This window comes from Occultella aeris (assembly GCF_902703175.1).
GTDB classification, from domain to species: domain Bacteria; phylum Actinomycetota; class Actinomycetes; order Actinomycetales; family Beutenbergiaceae; genus Occultella; species Occultella aeris.
Genome location: NZ_CACRYJ010000016.1, coordinates 1 through 15,046, shown reverse-complemented (window position 1 = coordinate 15,046; position 15,046 = coordinate 1). Strand labels below are relative to the sequence as shown.

Below are 15,046 nucleotides of genomic sequence, written 5' to 3'. Positions count from 1 at the left end.
TCCAGTCCCATCCCCTGTCCCACCACCTGAAGGAGAAGTCGCGCATGCGTACTCGCAACGGCCTCATCGTCCCCGACCAGCTCGGTCGTCCCTCGCGTCGGAGCATCCTGCAGTTCGGCGGCCTCGGCCTCGGGGCCGGACTGCTGGCGGCGTGCTCCGGCCCCACCGTCGGTGGCCCCGACGACGAGGGGAGTGAGACCTCCGCCGACGTCGACTGGGCCTCGATCGAGCCCGCCGACGAGATCACGTTCATGGCGCTGCCGTGGGGTGGCGACGTGGAGATCGCCCTCCTGGAGGAGTTCACGGCGGCGACCGGCATCGCCGTCAACTCCGTCTCGGGCGGCGGCTCCTACGAGGAACTAGCGCAGAGTTTCCGCGCCTCGCTCGGCACCTCCGAGCAACCCGACGTCGCCCAGGCATCGGATGTGTTCTGGTTCCAGTACCTATTGACCGGGAGCACGCTCGCGGTCGACGATCTGCTCGCGTTCCTCGAGGTCGACGTCGACGACTTCCAGGGTGCGCTCTACGACGACTACGAGTTCGAAGGCCAGCACTGGGCCGTGCCGTACGGCCGCTCAACGCCGATGTTCTACTACAACAAGGACCTCTGGGAGGCGGCCGGCCTGCCGGACCGCGGCCCCGAGACCTGGACCGAGTTCCAGGAGTGGAGCCCCCAACTGGCGTCGGTGGTCCCGGCCGGCGGCGCGCCGATGGGATGGGCCGCGCCCGGCCCGTCGGGCACCGCCTGGATCGCCCAGAACGTGCTGTGGGCGCACGGGGCCCGGTACTCGAACGAGTGGGAGTGGACCCTCGACAGCGACGAGGCGCTCTGGGTCGGGAACTTCTACCGCGACGCCTTCAACGGACCCGATGCCTGGTCGAAGGTCGGGGTCGACCTGGCTGCCGAGTTCACTTCCGGCCTGTACGGGTCGATCCTCGGCTCCACCGGCGGCATCACCAGCTACCGCGAGCTACTGCCAAGTCTCGGTGTCGCGTTCATGCCGGGTGGCACCGTGCCGGCCGACGCCCCCCGCGTCCCGACCGGGGGCAATGGTCTGGCGATCTCCGCAGGCACGCCGGAGAAGCAACTCGCCGGCGGGATGCTGCTGCAGCACCTGACCACGCCGGAGAACACGGCACGCTTCTCCGTCGGGACCGGCTACGTGCCCACCCGCAAGGCTGCCTTGGAGACCGACACCATGAAGGCCGGGATCGAGGAGGTCCCGGACCGTCAGATCCCGATCGACCAGCTCGCGATCACGCAGGTGCAGGACTACGCCCGGGCGCTGCTCCCTGGCGGCGACCTGCTGATCACGGAGCACTTCGAGCGGATCATCCTGTCCGGCGAGAACGCCGAGGACGTGTTCCCGTCGCTCACGAGTGAGTTCCAGCGGGCCTTCGAGCAGAACGTCGAGCCATACGTCTAGGCCCTGCTCCGCCGTCGGCACGAACGCCCTACCCGGTCGAGCCGGGCAGGGCGTTCGTAGCGGTGTGCACGAAGTCGATCAGGAGACGGCGCCCGGCGGAGCGACCTCGCGCGCTGCGATCAGCTCGGCGGGGGCGTCGGTGCAGACGGCGTCGACCCCTATCGCGGCGAGCTCGTCCGCGCGGGCCGGGTCGTTGATCGTCCAGGCCCACACCTCGAGGCCGGCCTCGTGGATGGCGGCGACGATATCTGGCGTGAGGCCGACCTCGTAGATCGACAGCCCGGCGGCACCGATCTCCTTCGCGAACTCGATCGCCTCCGGCCATCGACGGGCCCACGCGCGCAGGTTCGCGACCTGCTCCTCGGTCATCTGGTCGTGCTGGCGCGACATCATCGCAGCGGCGTTCTCCGCGGTGCCGATCGTCAGGGGGTAGACCTCGGCACCGGCACGCTCACGGAGCTCGGCCAGGACCTCCCACTGCGCGGACGAGGCGAACCAATCGAGGTCGTCGATGCCGCTGGTGACCTCGATCACGCCGTCGACGGCAGTCGGGTCGTTGACCTCGACGTTGACCCGGATCCTGCCCGCGACCAGCGTCAGCACCTCCTTGAGCGTGGGGACGTGCTCGCCATTACCGGCGTCCACTTCGCGGAGCTCTGCAGCGGTCCATTCCGTCACCGCTCCGGTCGCGTTCGTGGTGCGGTCGAGAGTGTTGTCATGAATGACGACGACGGTGCCATCCTTCGCCCTGTAACAGTCGAGCTCGATTCCTTCCGCACCCAGTTCTACGGCGCGCGCGAATGCTGCGAGAGTATTCTCGGGATGCTCAAGAGATGCACCGCGGTGGGCATAGACCTTCATGATTTCTCCAATCGTGAGGACTATATGTTCGCATGACATTCCGGAGCACGACGCAACCCTTCGAAGCGGTGAGACAAGCACGGGAGCACGCACACCACGAACGAGCCGGCCGGAGTGAACGGGCCCCGGCTGAATTACCGGACCGATGGGTGGGCGGACTCGCCTATCCGGAGAACGCCAGGGCCGTGGTCAGCCGCTCGATGAGTTGGCGGCTCCTATCGATCCCGGCGAGTTCGTAGGCAATCAGGGCGGCGCCACCCAAGGGATCCATGACTGGGGCGACGAGACGGGTCGGCACCCCTCGGGAGGCTCCCAGGGCATCGCCGAGACGGCCGACGAACGCCGGATCGCCTGCCAGCGAGCCGGAGACGGCCACCGGCACCGGCCGTGTCCCGATCAAGGGCGCCAGCACGGCAACGCCGTCGGCGGTCTTCGACGCGAGCGAGCGCAGCGCAGCGTCGGCCAGCGCAGATTCATCCGCGGCCGCGGTGACCGTGGGTGCGAGGTCGCCGTAGCGGCGCTTGCGGACATTCCGGTCGATGTTGCCGAGTTCCAGGACGATCCGGCGCAGGTCGGACAGGTCGGCGGCTCGCCAGTACTCCAGGATCTGCGGCACGAGCGGGTCGGTCTCGAGTGGGTCGGTCTCGCTGAGAAGTCGGCGCATCACGTCGAAGACCAGGTGCCGAGCGCCACCGGCGTAGTGCTCGAACTGTCCGCTCTCGATCTCGGAGTCATCCTCGGTGATCGCCAGGATCATCGATCCCGTCCCGGCGACGACGACGATCCCCGGTCCACCCACCAATGCACCACGGTGCGCGATCACGGCGTCGTTGACGATGGTGCGCGGGCACCCGAGACCAGGTATGGCGTAGTACTCCTGCGCCCAGTCGTTGCGGCCGTCGCCCTGGTTGGACCCGGCGCGGCTGAAGCCGGAGCTCCCCGCGCCGAGGGCCAGGGCGAGTTCGGGGTCCAGGCCCGCTGAGCCCATGGCCATGGTCAGCGTGCGGGCGACGTTCTCGGCGGCATCGTCGTTGTGCAGTGGGCTTCCGCCCGGTCCGACAGCGGTCGAGAGGACGGCGCCGTCCAGGTTCAGGCAGGCCACTCGCGTGTGAGTGCCGCCGGAATCCACCGCGATGACGAACCGGTCTGGACCTGCGGGCCTCATGTCAGCGCAGCAGCGGCGTGCGCGATCAGCTCCGGGTCGGCGATCGAGTAGCCGGCCGGGCCGCCGCCGGGTCCGGTGGCACCCGCGTCGTCGCGGCACACCCGCGCGGACAGGTGCACCGCGTCCACGCCGGCCTCGAGCAGCAGCGGGATGTGCTCGGGGTCCACGCTGCCGCCGGCCATCACCTCGATCCGACCGGCCGCCGTCTGCGTGAGGGCGGCCAGCACGTCGAGACCGTCCACGGCCCGGGTCGCGCCACCGGAGGTGAGCACCCGGCGCACGCCCAGGTCGGCGAGCTCGGCCAGCGCCCGGCGGGCGTCGGCGACCACGTCCAGCGCCCGGTGGAACGTGACCTCGCGCCCCTCGGCCGCGCGAACCAGTGACTTGACCGCATGACGGTCGATCCCGCCGTCGGGTGTGAGCGCCCCGATCACGACGCCGGCCACGCCCGCGTCCACGAGGTGCTCAAGATCGCGGACCATGACCTCCACCTCGGTGGCGGTGAACACGAACCCACCGGGGCGCGGACGAACCAGCACGTGCAGGTCGATGCCGGCGGCGGCCACCGCGTCCACAAGGCCGAGGCTCGGTGTCAGCCCGCCGAGCTCGAGCGCACTGCACAGTTCAACCCGGTCCGCCCCGCCGTCGCGTGCGGCGCGGGCGCCCTGTACCCCCGTGATCGCGATCTCCAGGGCTGCGGCCCGGACGCGAGTCGCCACGGGGATCAGATCACCCCGAGCGCGATGACCGCGTCAGCCACCTTCGTGAATCCGGCGATGTTCGCGCCGACCACGTAGTTGCCGGGCTGCCCGTACTCCTCGGCCGTCGTCGCACAGTTGTGGTGGATCGTGGCCATGATCTCGGCAAGCCGCTCCTCGGTGTGCTCGAACGACCACGCGTCCCGGCTCGCGTTCTGCTGCATCTCCAGCGCGGAGGTGGCCACGCCGCCGGCGTTCGCCGCCTTGCCGGGCGCGAACAGCACGTCCGCGTCCTGCAGCAGTTGCACGGCCTTGGGGGTGGTCGGCATGTTGGCGCCTTCGGCGACCACCTTGACGCCGTTCTTGACCAACGCGACCGCGTGGTCCTCGTGCAGTTCGTTCTGGGTGGCGCACGGCAGTGCCACCTCAGCCGGCACGTCCCAGATGGACCCCTCGGACACGAGGGTGGCGCCCGGACGCCGGGCCACGTACTCGCTGACGCGGCCGCGTTCGACCTCCTTGATCTGACGCAGCAGGCCGACGTCCACGCCGGCCTCGTCCACGACGTACCCGGAGGAGTCGGAGAACGCGACCACGTGCGCGCCGAACTGCTGCGCCTTGTCGATCGCGTAGGTGGCCACGTTGCCGGAGCCGGAGACCACGGTGCGCTTGCCGTCGAAGCTCTCGCCCCGGGTCTTCATCATCTCGTTCGCGAACAGCACCGTGCCGAAACCGGTGGCCTCGGTGCGCACCAGCGAGCCACCCCAGGTGAGGCCCTTGCCGGTGAGCACCCCGGACTCGTACCGGTTCGTGATCCGCTTGTACTGGCCGAACAGGTAGCCGATCTCGCGGCCGCCCACGCCGATGTCACCGGCGGGCACGTCGGTGTACTCACCGATGTGCCGGTACAGCTCGGTCATGAAGGACTGGCAGAACCGCATCACCTCGCCGTCGCTGCGGCCGCGCGGGTCGAAGTCGGACCCACCCTTGCCGCCGCCGATCGGCATGCCGGTGAGGGCGTTCTTGAAGACCTGCTCGAAACCGAGGAACTTCACGATCCCGAGGTAGACGGACGGGTGGAACCGCAGGCCGCCCTTGTACGGACCGAGCGCCGAGTTGTACTCCACCCGGAAGCCGCGGTTGATCCGGATCGTGCCCTCGTCGTCCACCCACGGCACCCGGAAGATGATCTGGCGCTCCGGCTCGCAGATCCGCTGCAGCACGGCCTCATCGGCGTAGTGCGGGTTCTTCTTCAGCACCGGGCCCAGGGAGTCGAACACCTCGCGCACGGCCTGGTGGAACTCGACCTCGCCGGGGTTGCGGCGTAGCACGAGGTCGAAGACGGCATTCAGATCGGGTTCCACAAAGGCTCCTTGGTTCTTCGCGTGCGCGCCGCAGGCGGTTCTGATCGCCGCGCTCGGGGGTGGGCCGGCTCAGGCCTGGTTAACGCAGCCGTGACGCGCCCGGTACAGGATAGAAACATCGGGCCCCACACGCGAACAGCGTCCGCCGGATGGACCGCCTCACCAGTGCCAGCCGCGCGAGCTCAGCTCCAACTCGCGTCGCTCGCGCTCCTCCTCCGGTACCGGCATGGTGAGCGCCTGCCCCGGGAACGGCAGCCCGGCCAGGGCGCACGCCTGGGCCAGCATCGCGTCATAGGCCGCGAGCGCGGCCCGCAGATGGTGGGCCTGGGCATACATCCCAGGCTTGGACTCGACGAGTTGTACCTCCGCGGCGAGCTCCGCCAGCCGGATCTGCACCTCGAGCACTACGAGAGGGTCGACGGCGGGTGCTTGCCTGGCACGGTCCGGCCAGATCGCCTGGCTCGGGCTGGCGGCCTCGGCCCGCCTGCGGCGCTCCCGTGCCCGGCGCCGGGCCGTGAGGAACCCCCACGGCCACACCGCCACGGTGAGGGCCACGGCCCACAGCAGGAGCATCCAATAGATCACCGGCTCGCCACCTCGTCGAGTCCCCCCATTGTCCGTTCTCGCGGACGCCGGCGCCAGTGGCGGCAGCAGTTTGCGACTCCGGCGTAGCGCCGGACCAGGCGGCCGGGGTGGTCCAACCCCTGGGACTGCCACGAACAACCCTTGACATCCCCTCGGATGGTTCGTTGAATCACTATATGGACTCAACGTCGAGTATGCAGATCGTCAATGACGCTTCTGATGGATTGAGCCGCAGGAACGCCATGCGGCTCCTCCTGACCGCGGCGGCTCTTCCTCCGGTCATCGGCGCCCTTGCCGATCCCACCCAGGCAGCCTCCCGCGGGCCGCGTCCCGCGACTGCGCCGCCGCTGCCAGCGGACGCGCTGCGCCGGGTGGACAAGCCGAACCTGACCGTCACCCCGATCACCACGCTCACCGGACCGCGGCACCGCGTCACGTTCTCGGACGCGGTCTGGGACGGCGGCCGCACCGTGGTCCGGGACCTGGAGGTCGCCGTCGGCGGCGCCTGGGTGCCCGTGACCACCGAGGCGGGCCGGTTCGACGAGCAGTGGGTCGTCTTCACCGGCGCCACCGAGGGCGACTCCCTCTACATCTACGACGCCCTCGAGACGCACTGGGTGGCGTTCGACTCCTGCACCCAGGTCGGCGAGCGCACGGTCGAACTGCACGCGGCCGCCGAGGGCGTGTTCGACCTCGTGCTGCGCTGGTCCCTCGACGGCGACAACCCCGAGCTCCAGTACACCCTCGAGGCGCTGCGCGACGACGACTTCCTGGTCGGCTACCAGAGTTTCGACGTCACCGACCTGGCCGGTGTGGACGAGGTGCTCTGCGGAGCCCTGCAGCACGCCCGCGTGGTCCAGAACGACTACGCCCCCAAGTCCGCGTGGGAGATGTTCGCCCCGATGGCCCTGACCCAGCGCACGCTCGGCGCGCAGATCGCCACGCTCGGCGTCTACATCCCCGCGGAGGTCCTGGCGTTCGAGCACGAGCGCGCCCTCGGGGCGGACCGGCAGCCGTTCGGCCTGAGCCTGCGCAACGACTCCCTGGACGTGGTGCCCTCCGCCTACGCCCCGCAGGTGGGTCGCCGGACCCCGATGGCCGCCGGCGACAAGCGCGGCTATGCCCTCGGTGTGTGTGCGCTGCCCATCGCGCTCTATGACGCCTACACCGACCTCGCCCGCGGCGAGTACGCCTACTCCAGCTACCGGCACAACGTCTACGACACCTCGCTCACGGACGCCATCCACAACATGGTCGACCTGCTCGGCAACGGCCCCGACGCAGACGACTCGGTGGAGTTCGTGCCCTCCTACTCGGGCTGGTGGAGCCGGGCGAAGGGTTTCATCGACGTCGAGAACGACGATGCGGTGCGCACCGCCGTCGCCGGTGTGCTGCTCTCGGCGCACTACCTGACCACGCCCGTCGGGGCGCAGGCGGGCACCGACCTCTACACCCGCCGCGCCCGGGACATGATCGAGTACCACCTGTCCCGGACCGGCACCGGGTTCACACCGATCAAGGGCAGCGAGGTCTACGGCGACGTGAACCTGTACCGCCTCGGTGGCATCCCGTTCGACGCGGTCACCCTCAACTCCATCGACCAGCTCACCCGCCGCCAGAACGGTGGCGTGCACGCCCGCGGCCTCGAGCTCGCGCTGGCGAACAAGCAGGGCGGGCACCGGAGCCCGTTCGCCGTCGCGCTCGCGGCTCACGAACTCACCGGTGACCCGTCCTGGCTGCGCCAGGCGCGCCTGATCGCCGAGGCGTACGTGCGCGACGACATCGAGACGCCGTACACGACGAACAACGGCGAGTCCTCCTTCGGCTACGGCTACAGCCGGTACTGGTCCGACCTGGTGCTGCTCTACGAGCTCACCGGCGAGGACGTCTTCCTCACCGGCGCACACCGGGAGGCCCAGCGGTTCGTCACCCAGACCCAGGTGCGACCGGTCCCGGGCGGTTCGGTCACGGTCGGCCAAGGGCCGACGGTCCTGCAGCAGTACGACTGGGCCCCATCCGCGCTGCCCGACTACCCGGCCACGGAGGCGACGCCCGAGGAGGTGCCGGCGTGGACGGTGTCCACGAACGGCCTGACCTTCGAGCAGCTCTCCACCCTCAAGGTCGGCGACTCCACCACCCCCAACCCCGGCGGCGGGTTCGTCCTGAACCCGTGCTGGGCAGGCTCGCTGCTGCGCCTCGCCCACTACACCGGGGACGAGCTGCTCGGCGACATCGCCGAGAACCTCGTGGTCGGCCGGTTCGGGAACTATCCGGGCTACTACAGCCGCCAGCACCAGGCCGTGCCGATGCGGCCGGACTTCCCGCTCACGGGTCCGGTCGGGGTGTCCGGGGTGTACTTCCACCACGCGCCCGGCCAGCTCGCGCTCGCCCTCGACTACCTGTTCAGCGAACATTTCGTCCGCTCGAACGGTGCGGTCGACTACCCCCGCGCCTTCGAGGCGAACTTCGTCTACTTCAAGTTCAGCACCTACGGGCACCGCCCGGGCACGTTCTACGGCGAGGACGGCGTCTGGCCGTACTTCCCGAAGGGTCTGGTCGAGGTCGACAACCCGCTCGTGAACTGGCTCGCCGGCGTCGGGAACGACTCCCTCTACCTGAGCCTGACCAACTCCTCCGCGCAGACCCAGACGGTGCGCATCGACGCGGCGAACGCCCTGACCGGGCTCGGCCCGAGCGGCGGGCGCCGCAACGCCGTCGAGATCGTCACGCCCGACGGCGCCCGCAGGTCGCGTACGGCAGTCGCCGGGCAGGTGGTCGTCCAGGTGCCCCCGAAGGGGATCGCCTCCGTCGTGATCCGGGGCGTGACCATCGCCGCGCCGTGGCAGATCGAGCCCGGCGGCGCGGACCGCGGTCTGACCTCGCACCACGGCGAGGACACCGACCCGAACTCCGACTTCGGGCTCACCCGGGGCACGCTCCTGGTGCGGCCGGACTCCGCGGGCTACGACGCCTACGTCTACATCGACACCGAGGAGGCCGCGACGCTCCGGTACCGGATCGGCGACGGCCCGAGCCAGGACACCCCACCGAAGACCTACCCGAACGAGTGGACCATCGGCGTCGACGACCTCGCGGCCACCTTCAACTACCAGGTCGTCACCGCGAGCGTGACCACGGACGAGGTGACCCTGCACCTGCCGCCGGCCGTCGCCGGGATCGCGCCCGGCGCCGTCGGCGGTGAGATCGGTGGACCGACGAGCGCGACGGCGGGGGACGCCGTCGACCTGACCGTGACCGTCCACAACGGCACCGACGCGGCACTGACCGGCCTCGTGGTGACTCCCGCCGTCCCGGACGGGTGGACGCTGACGCCCGTCGACGCGCCCACCGGGGTGCCCGCCGGCGGGACCGCGAGCGCCACGTACACCCTGACCGTGCCCGGCGGGGCGACGTTGGGCGCCCACCCGCTCACCGCCGTCGCCGCCTGGACGGGTGGCACCGCGGACCTGGAGCCCGCACAGCTGACCGTGCGGGACGCACGCGCCGTCCTGTCCCTGCGGGTCGAGCCGGAGGTGCTGGGCGCGCCCGGGGAGACCGCCAGTTTCACCGCCACGATCGCGAACGCCGGTGCCGCGCCGGCGACCGGGCTGCTCGTCCTCGCCGGCCAGACCGGCTGGCAGATCACCGACCGTCAGCTCGACGTGACGGTGGCACCCGGCGAGGTCCGCACCCACACCTGGGACGTGGTCTCACCGACGACGGCCACGTTCGGCTCCTCCTACCAGTTCCGGGTCCGCTGGGACACCGTGCACACCGCGATCGCCCAGGCCAGGATCCGGGACGCCGGCATCGTGATCCACAACGAGCTGCTGGCGCCCGCGTACACCGAGACGGGCGAGTGGCTGCGCAGCTCGCTGACCGGCTGGAACGGGATCAGGTCCCGCTACAGCGCACCCGAGGCGGTCGGCGGCACCGCGACCTGGACGCCGAACCTCCCCGAGGCCGGCACCTACGAGGTTGCCGTCTGGTACCCGAGCAACGCCGAGACCACCGACTCGGCCGCCTACGTGATCACCCACGCCGGCGGCACCGACGAGCTCGTGATCAGCCAGCGGTCGGCACCCAACAACTGGCGCCCGCTCGGCACGTACGAGTTCGCGGCCGGTACCGCCGGGAACGTCACCCTGGAGGTCCGCACCAACGCGTTCCACCGCACCAGCGCGGTTCGGTTCCTACCGATCGAGGCGTGATGGTCACCGACACGACATCATGGCTCCATGGACGCTTCCGCACCGAACTGGCACGACACGATCACCGAGGTCTGGGCGAATGCCGAGGACCGGGACCCCGACGAGGTCCTCGCGGAGATCGAGAAGCTCGTGGCAGGGCACGAAGGCGACCCGCTGGCCGCGTTCGAGGTAGCCGGCGCCTATGACTACGCGGGCCGGGAGGCCCGCGCCGAGGCGCCCTACCGACGGGCGCTCTCGGGCGGGCTCGACCCGGCTCGCCACCAGCAGGCGATCATCCAGCTCGCGTCGACGCTGCGGAACCTCGGCCGGGCGACCGAGGCCGCGGACCTGATCCGGGCCGAGCTCGAGTCCACGCTCGTGGCGCCCTACGCGGCGGCCGCCCGCGCCTTCCTGGCCCTCACCCTGCTGGACCTGGGGGAGGATCGGCGCGCCGCCGTCGTCGCGCTCGAAGGGCTCCGGGACAGCCTGACCACCTACGCCGGCCCGGTGGGCCGCTACCTCGAGGACGTCACCGACGCCGACGACGAACCGACCCGGATGTCCGGCGGCTGACCCCAGGCCTGTGCCAGGAGCCCGAACGAGCGGAGCCGGTCGGCAGGATCGTGCGTGGCGGTGGTGACCAGGACCTCGTCCGCGCCGGTGACCCGGACCAGGGCCTCGAGCCGCTCCACCACGGTGGCCGGGGACCCGACGAACCGCGCGTCGATCCGGTCCCGCACCAGGGCCTGCTCCGCCGGGTCCCGGTCGGCCCACGGCGTGGTCGTGCCCGGCCGTGGGAAGGCGACCGCGCCGCCGGCGGTCCGGCGCACGGACAGCACCCAGTCCACGAACGGCTCCGCGAGCTCGCGGGCGTGGGCGTCGGTGTCCGCGACGAGCGCGTCGACCGAGACCAGCACGTAGGGCTCGGACAGCACCCCGGGCCGGAACGCGTCCCGGTAGGCGGCCACCGTCGCCAGGATGCTGGACGGGCTCACGTGGTAGTTCGCGGCGAGCGGCAGCCCCAGTTCGCCCGCCACCCGGGCGCTCTCCCCGCCGCTGGAGGCGAGCACCCACACCTCGAAGTCCGCCCCGGCTGCCGGCGGGCTGACCGTGGCCCCTTCACCCGGTGCGGTGGGCGGGCCGACATGCTCCCCGGCGCGCAGGCCGAGCACCAGGTCCACCTCGGCCCGGAAGCTCTCCGGGGTGCGGGACCGCCCGATCAGCGCGACCCGGCGGGCCAGCCGCTTCCGGAACCCGTCGTCGTCGGCGCCTCCGGCAGGGGTTGCCGGCACGTGCAGTCCGTCGACGTCGCGTGCCGGCGTGTGGGTCGACCGGCGCCGCCACGCGGGAACCGCAGCGTGCTCCCTTTCCGGCGCCCCGCCGTCGGGTGTCTCGTTCTTCGGGGGCAGCACGAATGCCCTGCCGAGACCAAGGTCGGTGCGCCCTGGGTGCAGCGCCGCGATCGTGCCGAACTGCTCGACGGCCTGCAACGGACTGGTCGCGCTCAGCGCGATCGCGCCGGAGCCGATCCGGATCCGGGTGGTCCGCTCGGCCGCGAGGGCGGCGAGCACGGCCGGGGCCGCGGACGCGACGCCCGCAGCCAGGTGGTGCTCGGCGAACCAGATCCGCCGGTAGCCGAGGTCCTCGGCGGCGGCGGACAGGTCGATGACGTCCCGGATCGCCTGGGCGCCGCTGCCGCCCTCGGGCACGATCGCGAGATCCAGGATGGACAGCGGCACGCGCGGTGCGCTCACGTCGTCACTTCTCGAGTCGGTCACGGGAGCTCCGGCAGTTCGAGGTTCTCGCGGAACGTGTCACCCACGCGGTCACGACGCAGTCGTCCACGGCGGCGCAGCTCCTCCAGGAGCCCGTTGACGACGAGATCGTGGGTGACCGGGTCGCCGATCCCTCCGATCGAGAGCACGTCGAGCACCCCGGCGTCCATCCGTTCCTCGACGGCGTCCGCGAGCTGCTCGGGGGTGCCGACCGGGGCCCAGTGGCCGGTGTCCTGGGCGGCGATGATCAGCTCCCGCAGGGTGAGCCCCTCGGCGACCTGCCGACCGAACACCTCGACCCGCCCACGGCGCCGGTTCACGCTGCCCAGTTCCGGCACCCGTTCGATCGGCACCGGCCGGTCCAGCGGCAGGTCGGAAAGGTCGATGCCGCCGAGCATGTCCTCCAGCACGGCGCGCCCGGCGACAAGGTCGATCGCTTCCTGCTTCTCGCTGCGCAACCGCAGCGCCTCGGCCTCGGTGGCGCCGAACGTCGCGTGGAACGAACTCATGATCAGCGGCAACACCTCCGGGCGGCCCAGCTCCGTGGCCCGGGCGCGCAGCCGGGACACGAAGTCGAGTGCCACGTCGAGGGTGGGCAGGGACGTGAACACGACCTCCGCGTACCGGGCGGCCAGCTCGAGGCCGGCCGCGGACTGGCCGGCCACGAACTGCACCGGCCGCCGCTGCGGCAGCGGCGGGATGTTCAGCGGTCCCGCCACCGTGAAGAAGGCGCCCTTGTGGTCGATCGGGCGGACCCTGGTCGGGTCGAACCGGACGTGGCCCTCCTCGTCGTGACCGAGGGCCCCTTCGCCCCAGCTGTCGTAGAGGGCATTGATCACGTCGAGGGACTCCGCGGCCCGGGCGTACCGCTGCTCGGGGCTGGGCAGGTCCTCGCTGGAGTAGTTCTCCTCGCCGATGGAGGACGTGACCAGGTTCCAGGCCGCGCGGCCGTTGCTGATGTGGTCGAGGGTGCCGAACTGGCGGGCCAGGTTGAACGGGTGGTTGAAGGTCGTGCTGACCGTGGAGATCAGCCCGACGTGGGAGGTGACCAGGCTCAGCGCCGCCATCACCGTCAGCGAGTCCTGGCTGCCGATGGTTCCCTGCGCGTTGAAGCTGAGCAGGTCCGGGGTGAAGAGGGCGTCGAAGCCGGCTCGTTCGGCGAGCCCGGCGACCTCGACCGCGGTCTCGAGGGTGTGCCGCTTCGGATCGAGGGCCAGCTCGTAGGCGCCGGGTCGGCCACCGGCGCCGGTGACGGTCTTCAGGTAGCGGCCCATCAGGCGGCCCCGCCGACGAGGAAGGCGTCCACCAGGGAGGTGAGTCTGGAGTCGGCACCGAGCGCCACGCCGTGCACGTCCTCGGTGGTGCCGAGCACGGACGTGAGCTCGAACGTCGGGATGTGGAACGCGATCTCGAGGATCCGCTCCTGCGCCCGGGCCAGGACCTCGTTGCGGGCAGCGACGTCGGTGATCCCCCGCTGCTCCTCCAGCAGGGCGTTCAGGTCCTCGTCGGCCACCTGGAACGGGTCCTCGTCGCCGAACGCGAAGCTCGTGCGCAGGATGTCCCCGTCCGCACGGCTCAGGTTGCCGTAGGTGAGGTCGAACTCGCCGGCCGCACCCTTCGCCGTGCGCTCGGAGACGTCACCGGTCCACAGCTCGACCTCGATGCCGACCTCCTTGGCCTGCTGCTGGAGCAGTTCGAGCGCCGATTGGTTCGCGACGAAGTTGTTGCTCCAGGCGATGACCAGCGCGAGCCGCTCACCGTCACGCTCGCGGATGCCGTCGGCGCCGGGCACCCACCCGGACTCCTCCAGCAGCCGGGCCGCCTCGTCGACGTCCTGCTCGAGGTACTCGCTCAGGTCCACCCAGCCCGGCGTGGTCGCTGCCAGCGGGCTCGTGGAGACCGCGTACGACTCGTTCAGGGTCGCGTCCCTCAGATCCGTGCGGTTCAGTGCCAGGGAGAGCGCCCGCCGCACGTTCACGTCCGAGATGATCGGCTTGGCGTTGTAGGGCGTCAGTCCGAAGGTCGTGCCCGGGTTGCCACGGGCCACGATCGTGTAGCCCGAGCCCTCGAGGGTGGCCTGGTCCTGCGGCGGGACGCCACCGATCACGTCGACCTGACCCGAGGAGAGGGAACCGGTGCGCACGCTCGCCTCGGGCACGATCTGGAACACCACTTCGTCCAGGTGGGCCTCGCCGGTGTTCTGGCTCAGCGACGAGGGCCAGGCATACCCCTCGCGCCGGGTGAGGACCACCTCGGTGTCCTTGGTGTAGCGGTCCAGCACGAACGGTCCGGTGCCGATCACGCCGCCGGAGACGCGTTCCTCCCACGGCAGCGCCAGGGTGGATGCCGCGAGCGGACCGAAGATCGGCTCGGTCAGGGCCTGCAGGAACGGGGCGCTGGGGACGTCGAACCGGACGATCGCCGTCTGCTCGTCGACGACCTCGGTGTCGAGGTACCCCGCCAGGTGCTCGATGGCGTAGCTCGCCTGGGCGCCCTGGGCGAGCACGTCCGCGAAGTTGTCCTTGATCGACTGCGCCGTCAGCGGTGTCCCGTCGGAGAAGGTGACGCCCTCCCGGAGGTGGAAGGTGAACTCGGTCGCGTCCTCGTTGATCTCCCACTCCTGGGCGAGCCAGGGCGCGAGCTCACCAGTCTCGGGATCCTGGTCGAGGAGGGAGTCGACGAGCTGGCGGGTGACGTAGCGCGCGTCGTTGCCGGAGCCACCGCCCTGCGGCGTGAGGCTGGCGGGGTCGTTGGCGACGGCGAAGCGCAGGGTTCCACCCGCCGTCGGCTCCGCGTCGGTGCCGCTCGGACCGGTCGAGGCGCCGGTGCCGGCATCACCCGCGCCGCAGGCGGCCAGGCCGAGGGCGCCGGCGGAGAGGCCGCCGATGAGGACGGCACGGCGGGAGATCGGGGGAAGGGACATCGGGTACTCCTTGAGCATGAAGGGGGCGACGCCGGGTGGCGTCGGTGGGTGAGGGCGG

At 70.9% G+C, this 15,046-nt stretch carries 11 protein-coding genes; 3 read left to right on the top strand and 8 right to left on the bottom strand.

The features are described from left to right. Window positions 1-44 precede the first annotated feature (44 nt). Window positions 45-1,427, top strand: coding sequence for an extracellular solute-binding protein (locus HALOF300_RS04635; RefSeq protein WP_156739747.1), 1,383 nt, complete (start codon window positions 45-47; stop codon window positions 1,425-1,427). Window positions 1,428-1,505: 78 nt separating this feature from the next. On the opposite strand, the gene HALOF300_RS04630 is transcribed toward HALOF300_RS04635, so the two are convergent. The 5 genes from HALOF300_RS04630 to HALOF300_RS04610 form a co-directional block, all read right to left on the bottom strand. After that, the gene (locus HALOF300_RS04630) at window positions 1,506-2,288 is read right to left on the bottom strand and encodes a glycerophosphodiester phosphodiesterase (RefSeq protein ID WP_197522310.1); all 783 of its coding nucleotides are present in this window, start codon (window positions 2,286-2,288) and stop codon (window positions 1,506-1,508) included. 163 nt (window positions 2,289-2,451) lie between these two features. Continuing rightward, the gene (locus HALOF300_RS04625) at window positions 2,452-3,453 is read right to left on the bottom strand and encodes a BadF/BadG/BcrA/BcrD ATPase family protein (protein WP_156739744.1); all 1,002 of its coding nucleotides are present in this window, start codon (window positions 3,451-3,453) and stop codon (window positions 2,452-2,454) included. Continuing rightward, on the bottom strand, window positions 3,450-4,172 hold the full coding sequence (locus tag HALOF300_RS04620; RefSeq protein ID WP_197522309.1) for a copper homeostasis protein CutC: 723 nt from the start codon (window positions 4,170-4,172) through the stop codon (window positions 3,450-3,452). Before HALOF300_RS04620 ends, HALOF300_RS04625 begins: the two co-directional genes overlap by 4 nt. A gap of 5 nt (window positions 4,173-4,177) precedes the next feature. Further along, window positions 4,178-5,515 carry an NADP-specific glutamate dehydrogenase gene (gene gdhA, locus HALOF300_RS04615; protein WP_156739741.1) on the bottom strand — a complete coding sequence of 446 codons (1,338 nt, stop codon included), beginning with the start codon at window positions 5,513-5,515 and terminating at the stop codon, window positions 4,178-4,180. Between the two features lie 159 nt (window positions 5,516-5,674). Then, a complete protein-coding gene (locus tag HALOF300_RS04610; RefSeq protein ID WP_231955014.1) occupies window positions 5,675-6,100 on the bottom strand; it encodes a hypothetical protein in 426 nt (141 codons plus the stop codon). A 242-nt stretch (window positions 6,101-6,342) separates the two neighbouring features. Here HALOF300_RS04610 and HALOF300_RS04605 point away from each other — a divergent pair, with 242 nt between their 5' ends. Together HALOF300_RS04605 and HALOF300_RS04600 are read left to right on the top strand one after the other, a co-directional pair. Then, window positions 6,343-10,311 (top strand): golvesin C-terminal-like domain-containing protein, encoded by a 3,969-nt coding sequence (locus tag HALOF300_RS04605; protein WP_156739740.1) that lies wholly within the window; start codon window positions 6,343-6,345, stop codon window positions 10,309-10,311. A gap of 27 nt (window positions 10,312-10,338) precedes the next feature. Then, entirely contained in the window at window positions 10,339-10,863 is a 525-nt protein-coding gene (locus tag HALOF300_RS04600; RefSeq protein WP_156739738.1) for a tetratricopeptide repeat protein, read from the top strand. Here HALOF300_RS04600 and HALOF300_RS27495 read toward each other — a convergent pair. The 3 genes from HALOF300_RS27495 to HALOF300_RS04585 are packed head-to-tail and all read right to left on the bottom strand — an operon-like array spanning window position 10,806 to window position 14,988. Continuing rightward, window positions 10,806-12,044 (bottom strand): LLM class flavin-dependent oxidoreductase, encoded by a 1,239-nt coding sequence (locus tag HALOF300_RS27495; RefSeq protein ID WP_269455262.1) that lies wholly within the window; start codon window positions 12,042-12,044, stop codon window positions 10,806-10,808. The two genes, HALOF300_RS04600 and HALOF300_RS27495, sit on opposite strands and share 58 nt — an antisense overlap. 20 nt (window positions 12,045-12,064) lie before the next feature. Continuing rightward, entirely contained in the window at window positions 12,065-13,339 is a 1,275-nt protein-coding gene (locus HALOF300_RS04590; protein WP_156739734.1) for an NtaA/DmoA family FMN-dependent monooxygenase, read from the bottom strand. After that, a complete protein-coding gene (locus HALOF300_RS04585; protein ID WP_156739733.1) occupies window positions 13,339-14,988 on the bottom strand; it encodes an ABC transporter substrate-binding protein in 1,650 nt (549 codons plus the stop codon). The genes HALOF300_RS04590 and HALOF300_RS04585 overlap by 1 nt, the downstream gene beginning before the upstream one ends. Window positions 14,989-15,046: the final 58 nt, after the last annotated feature.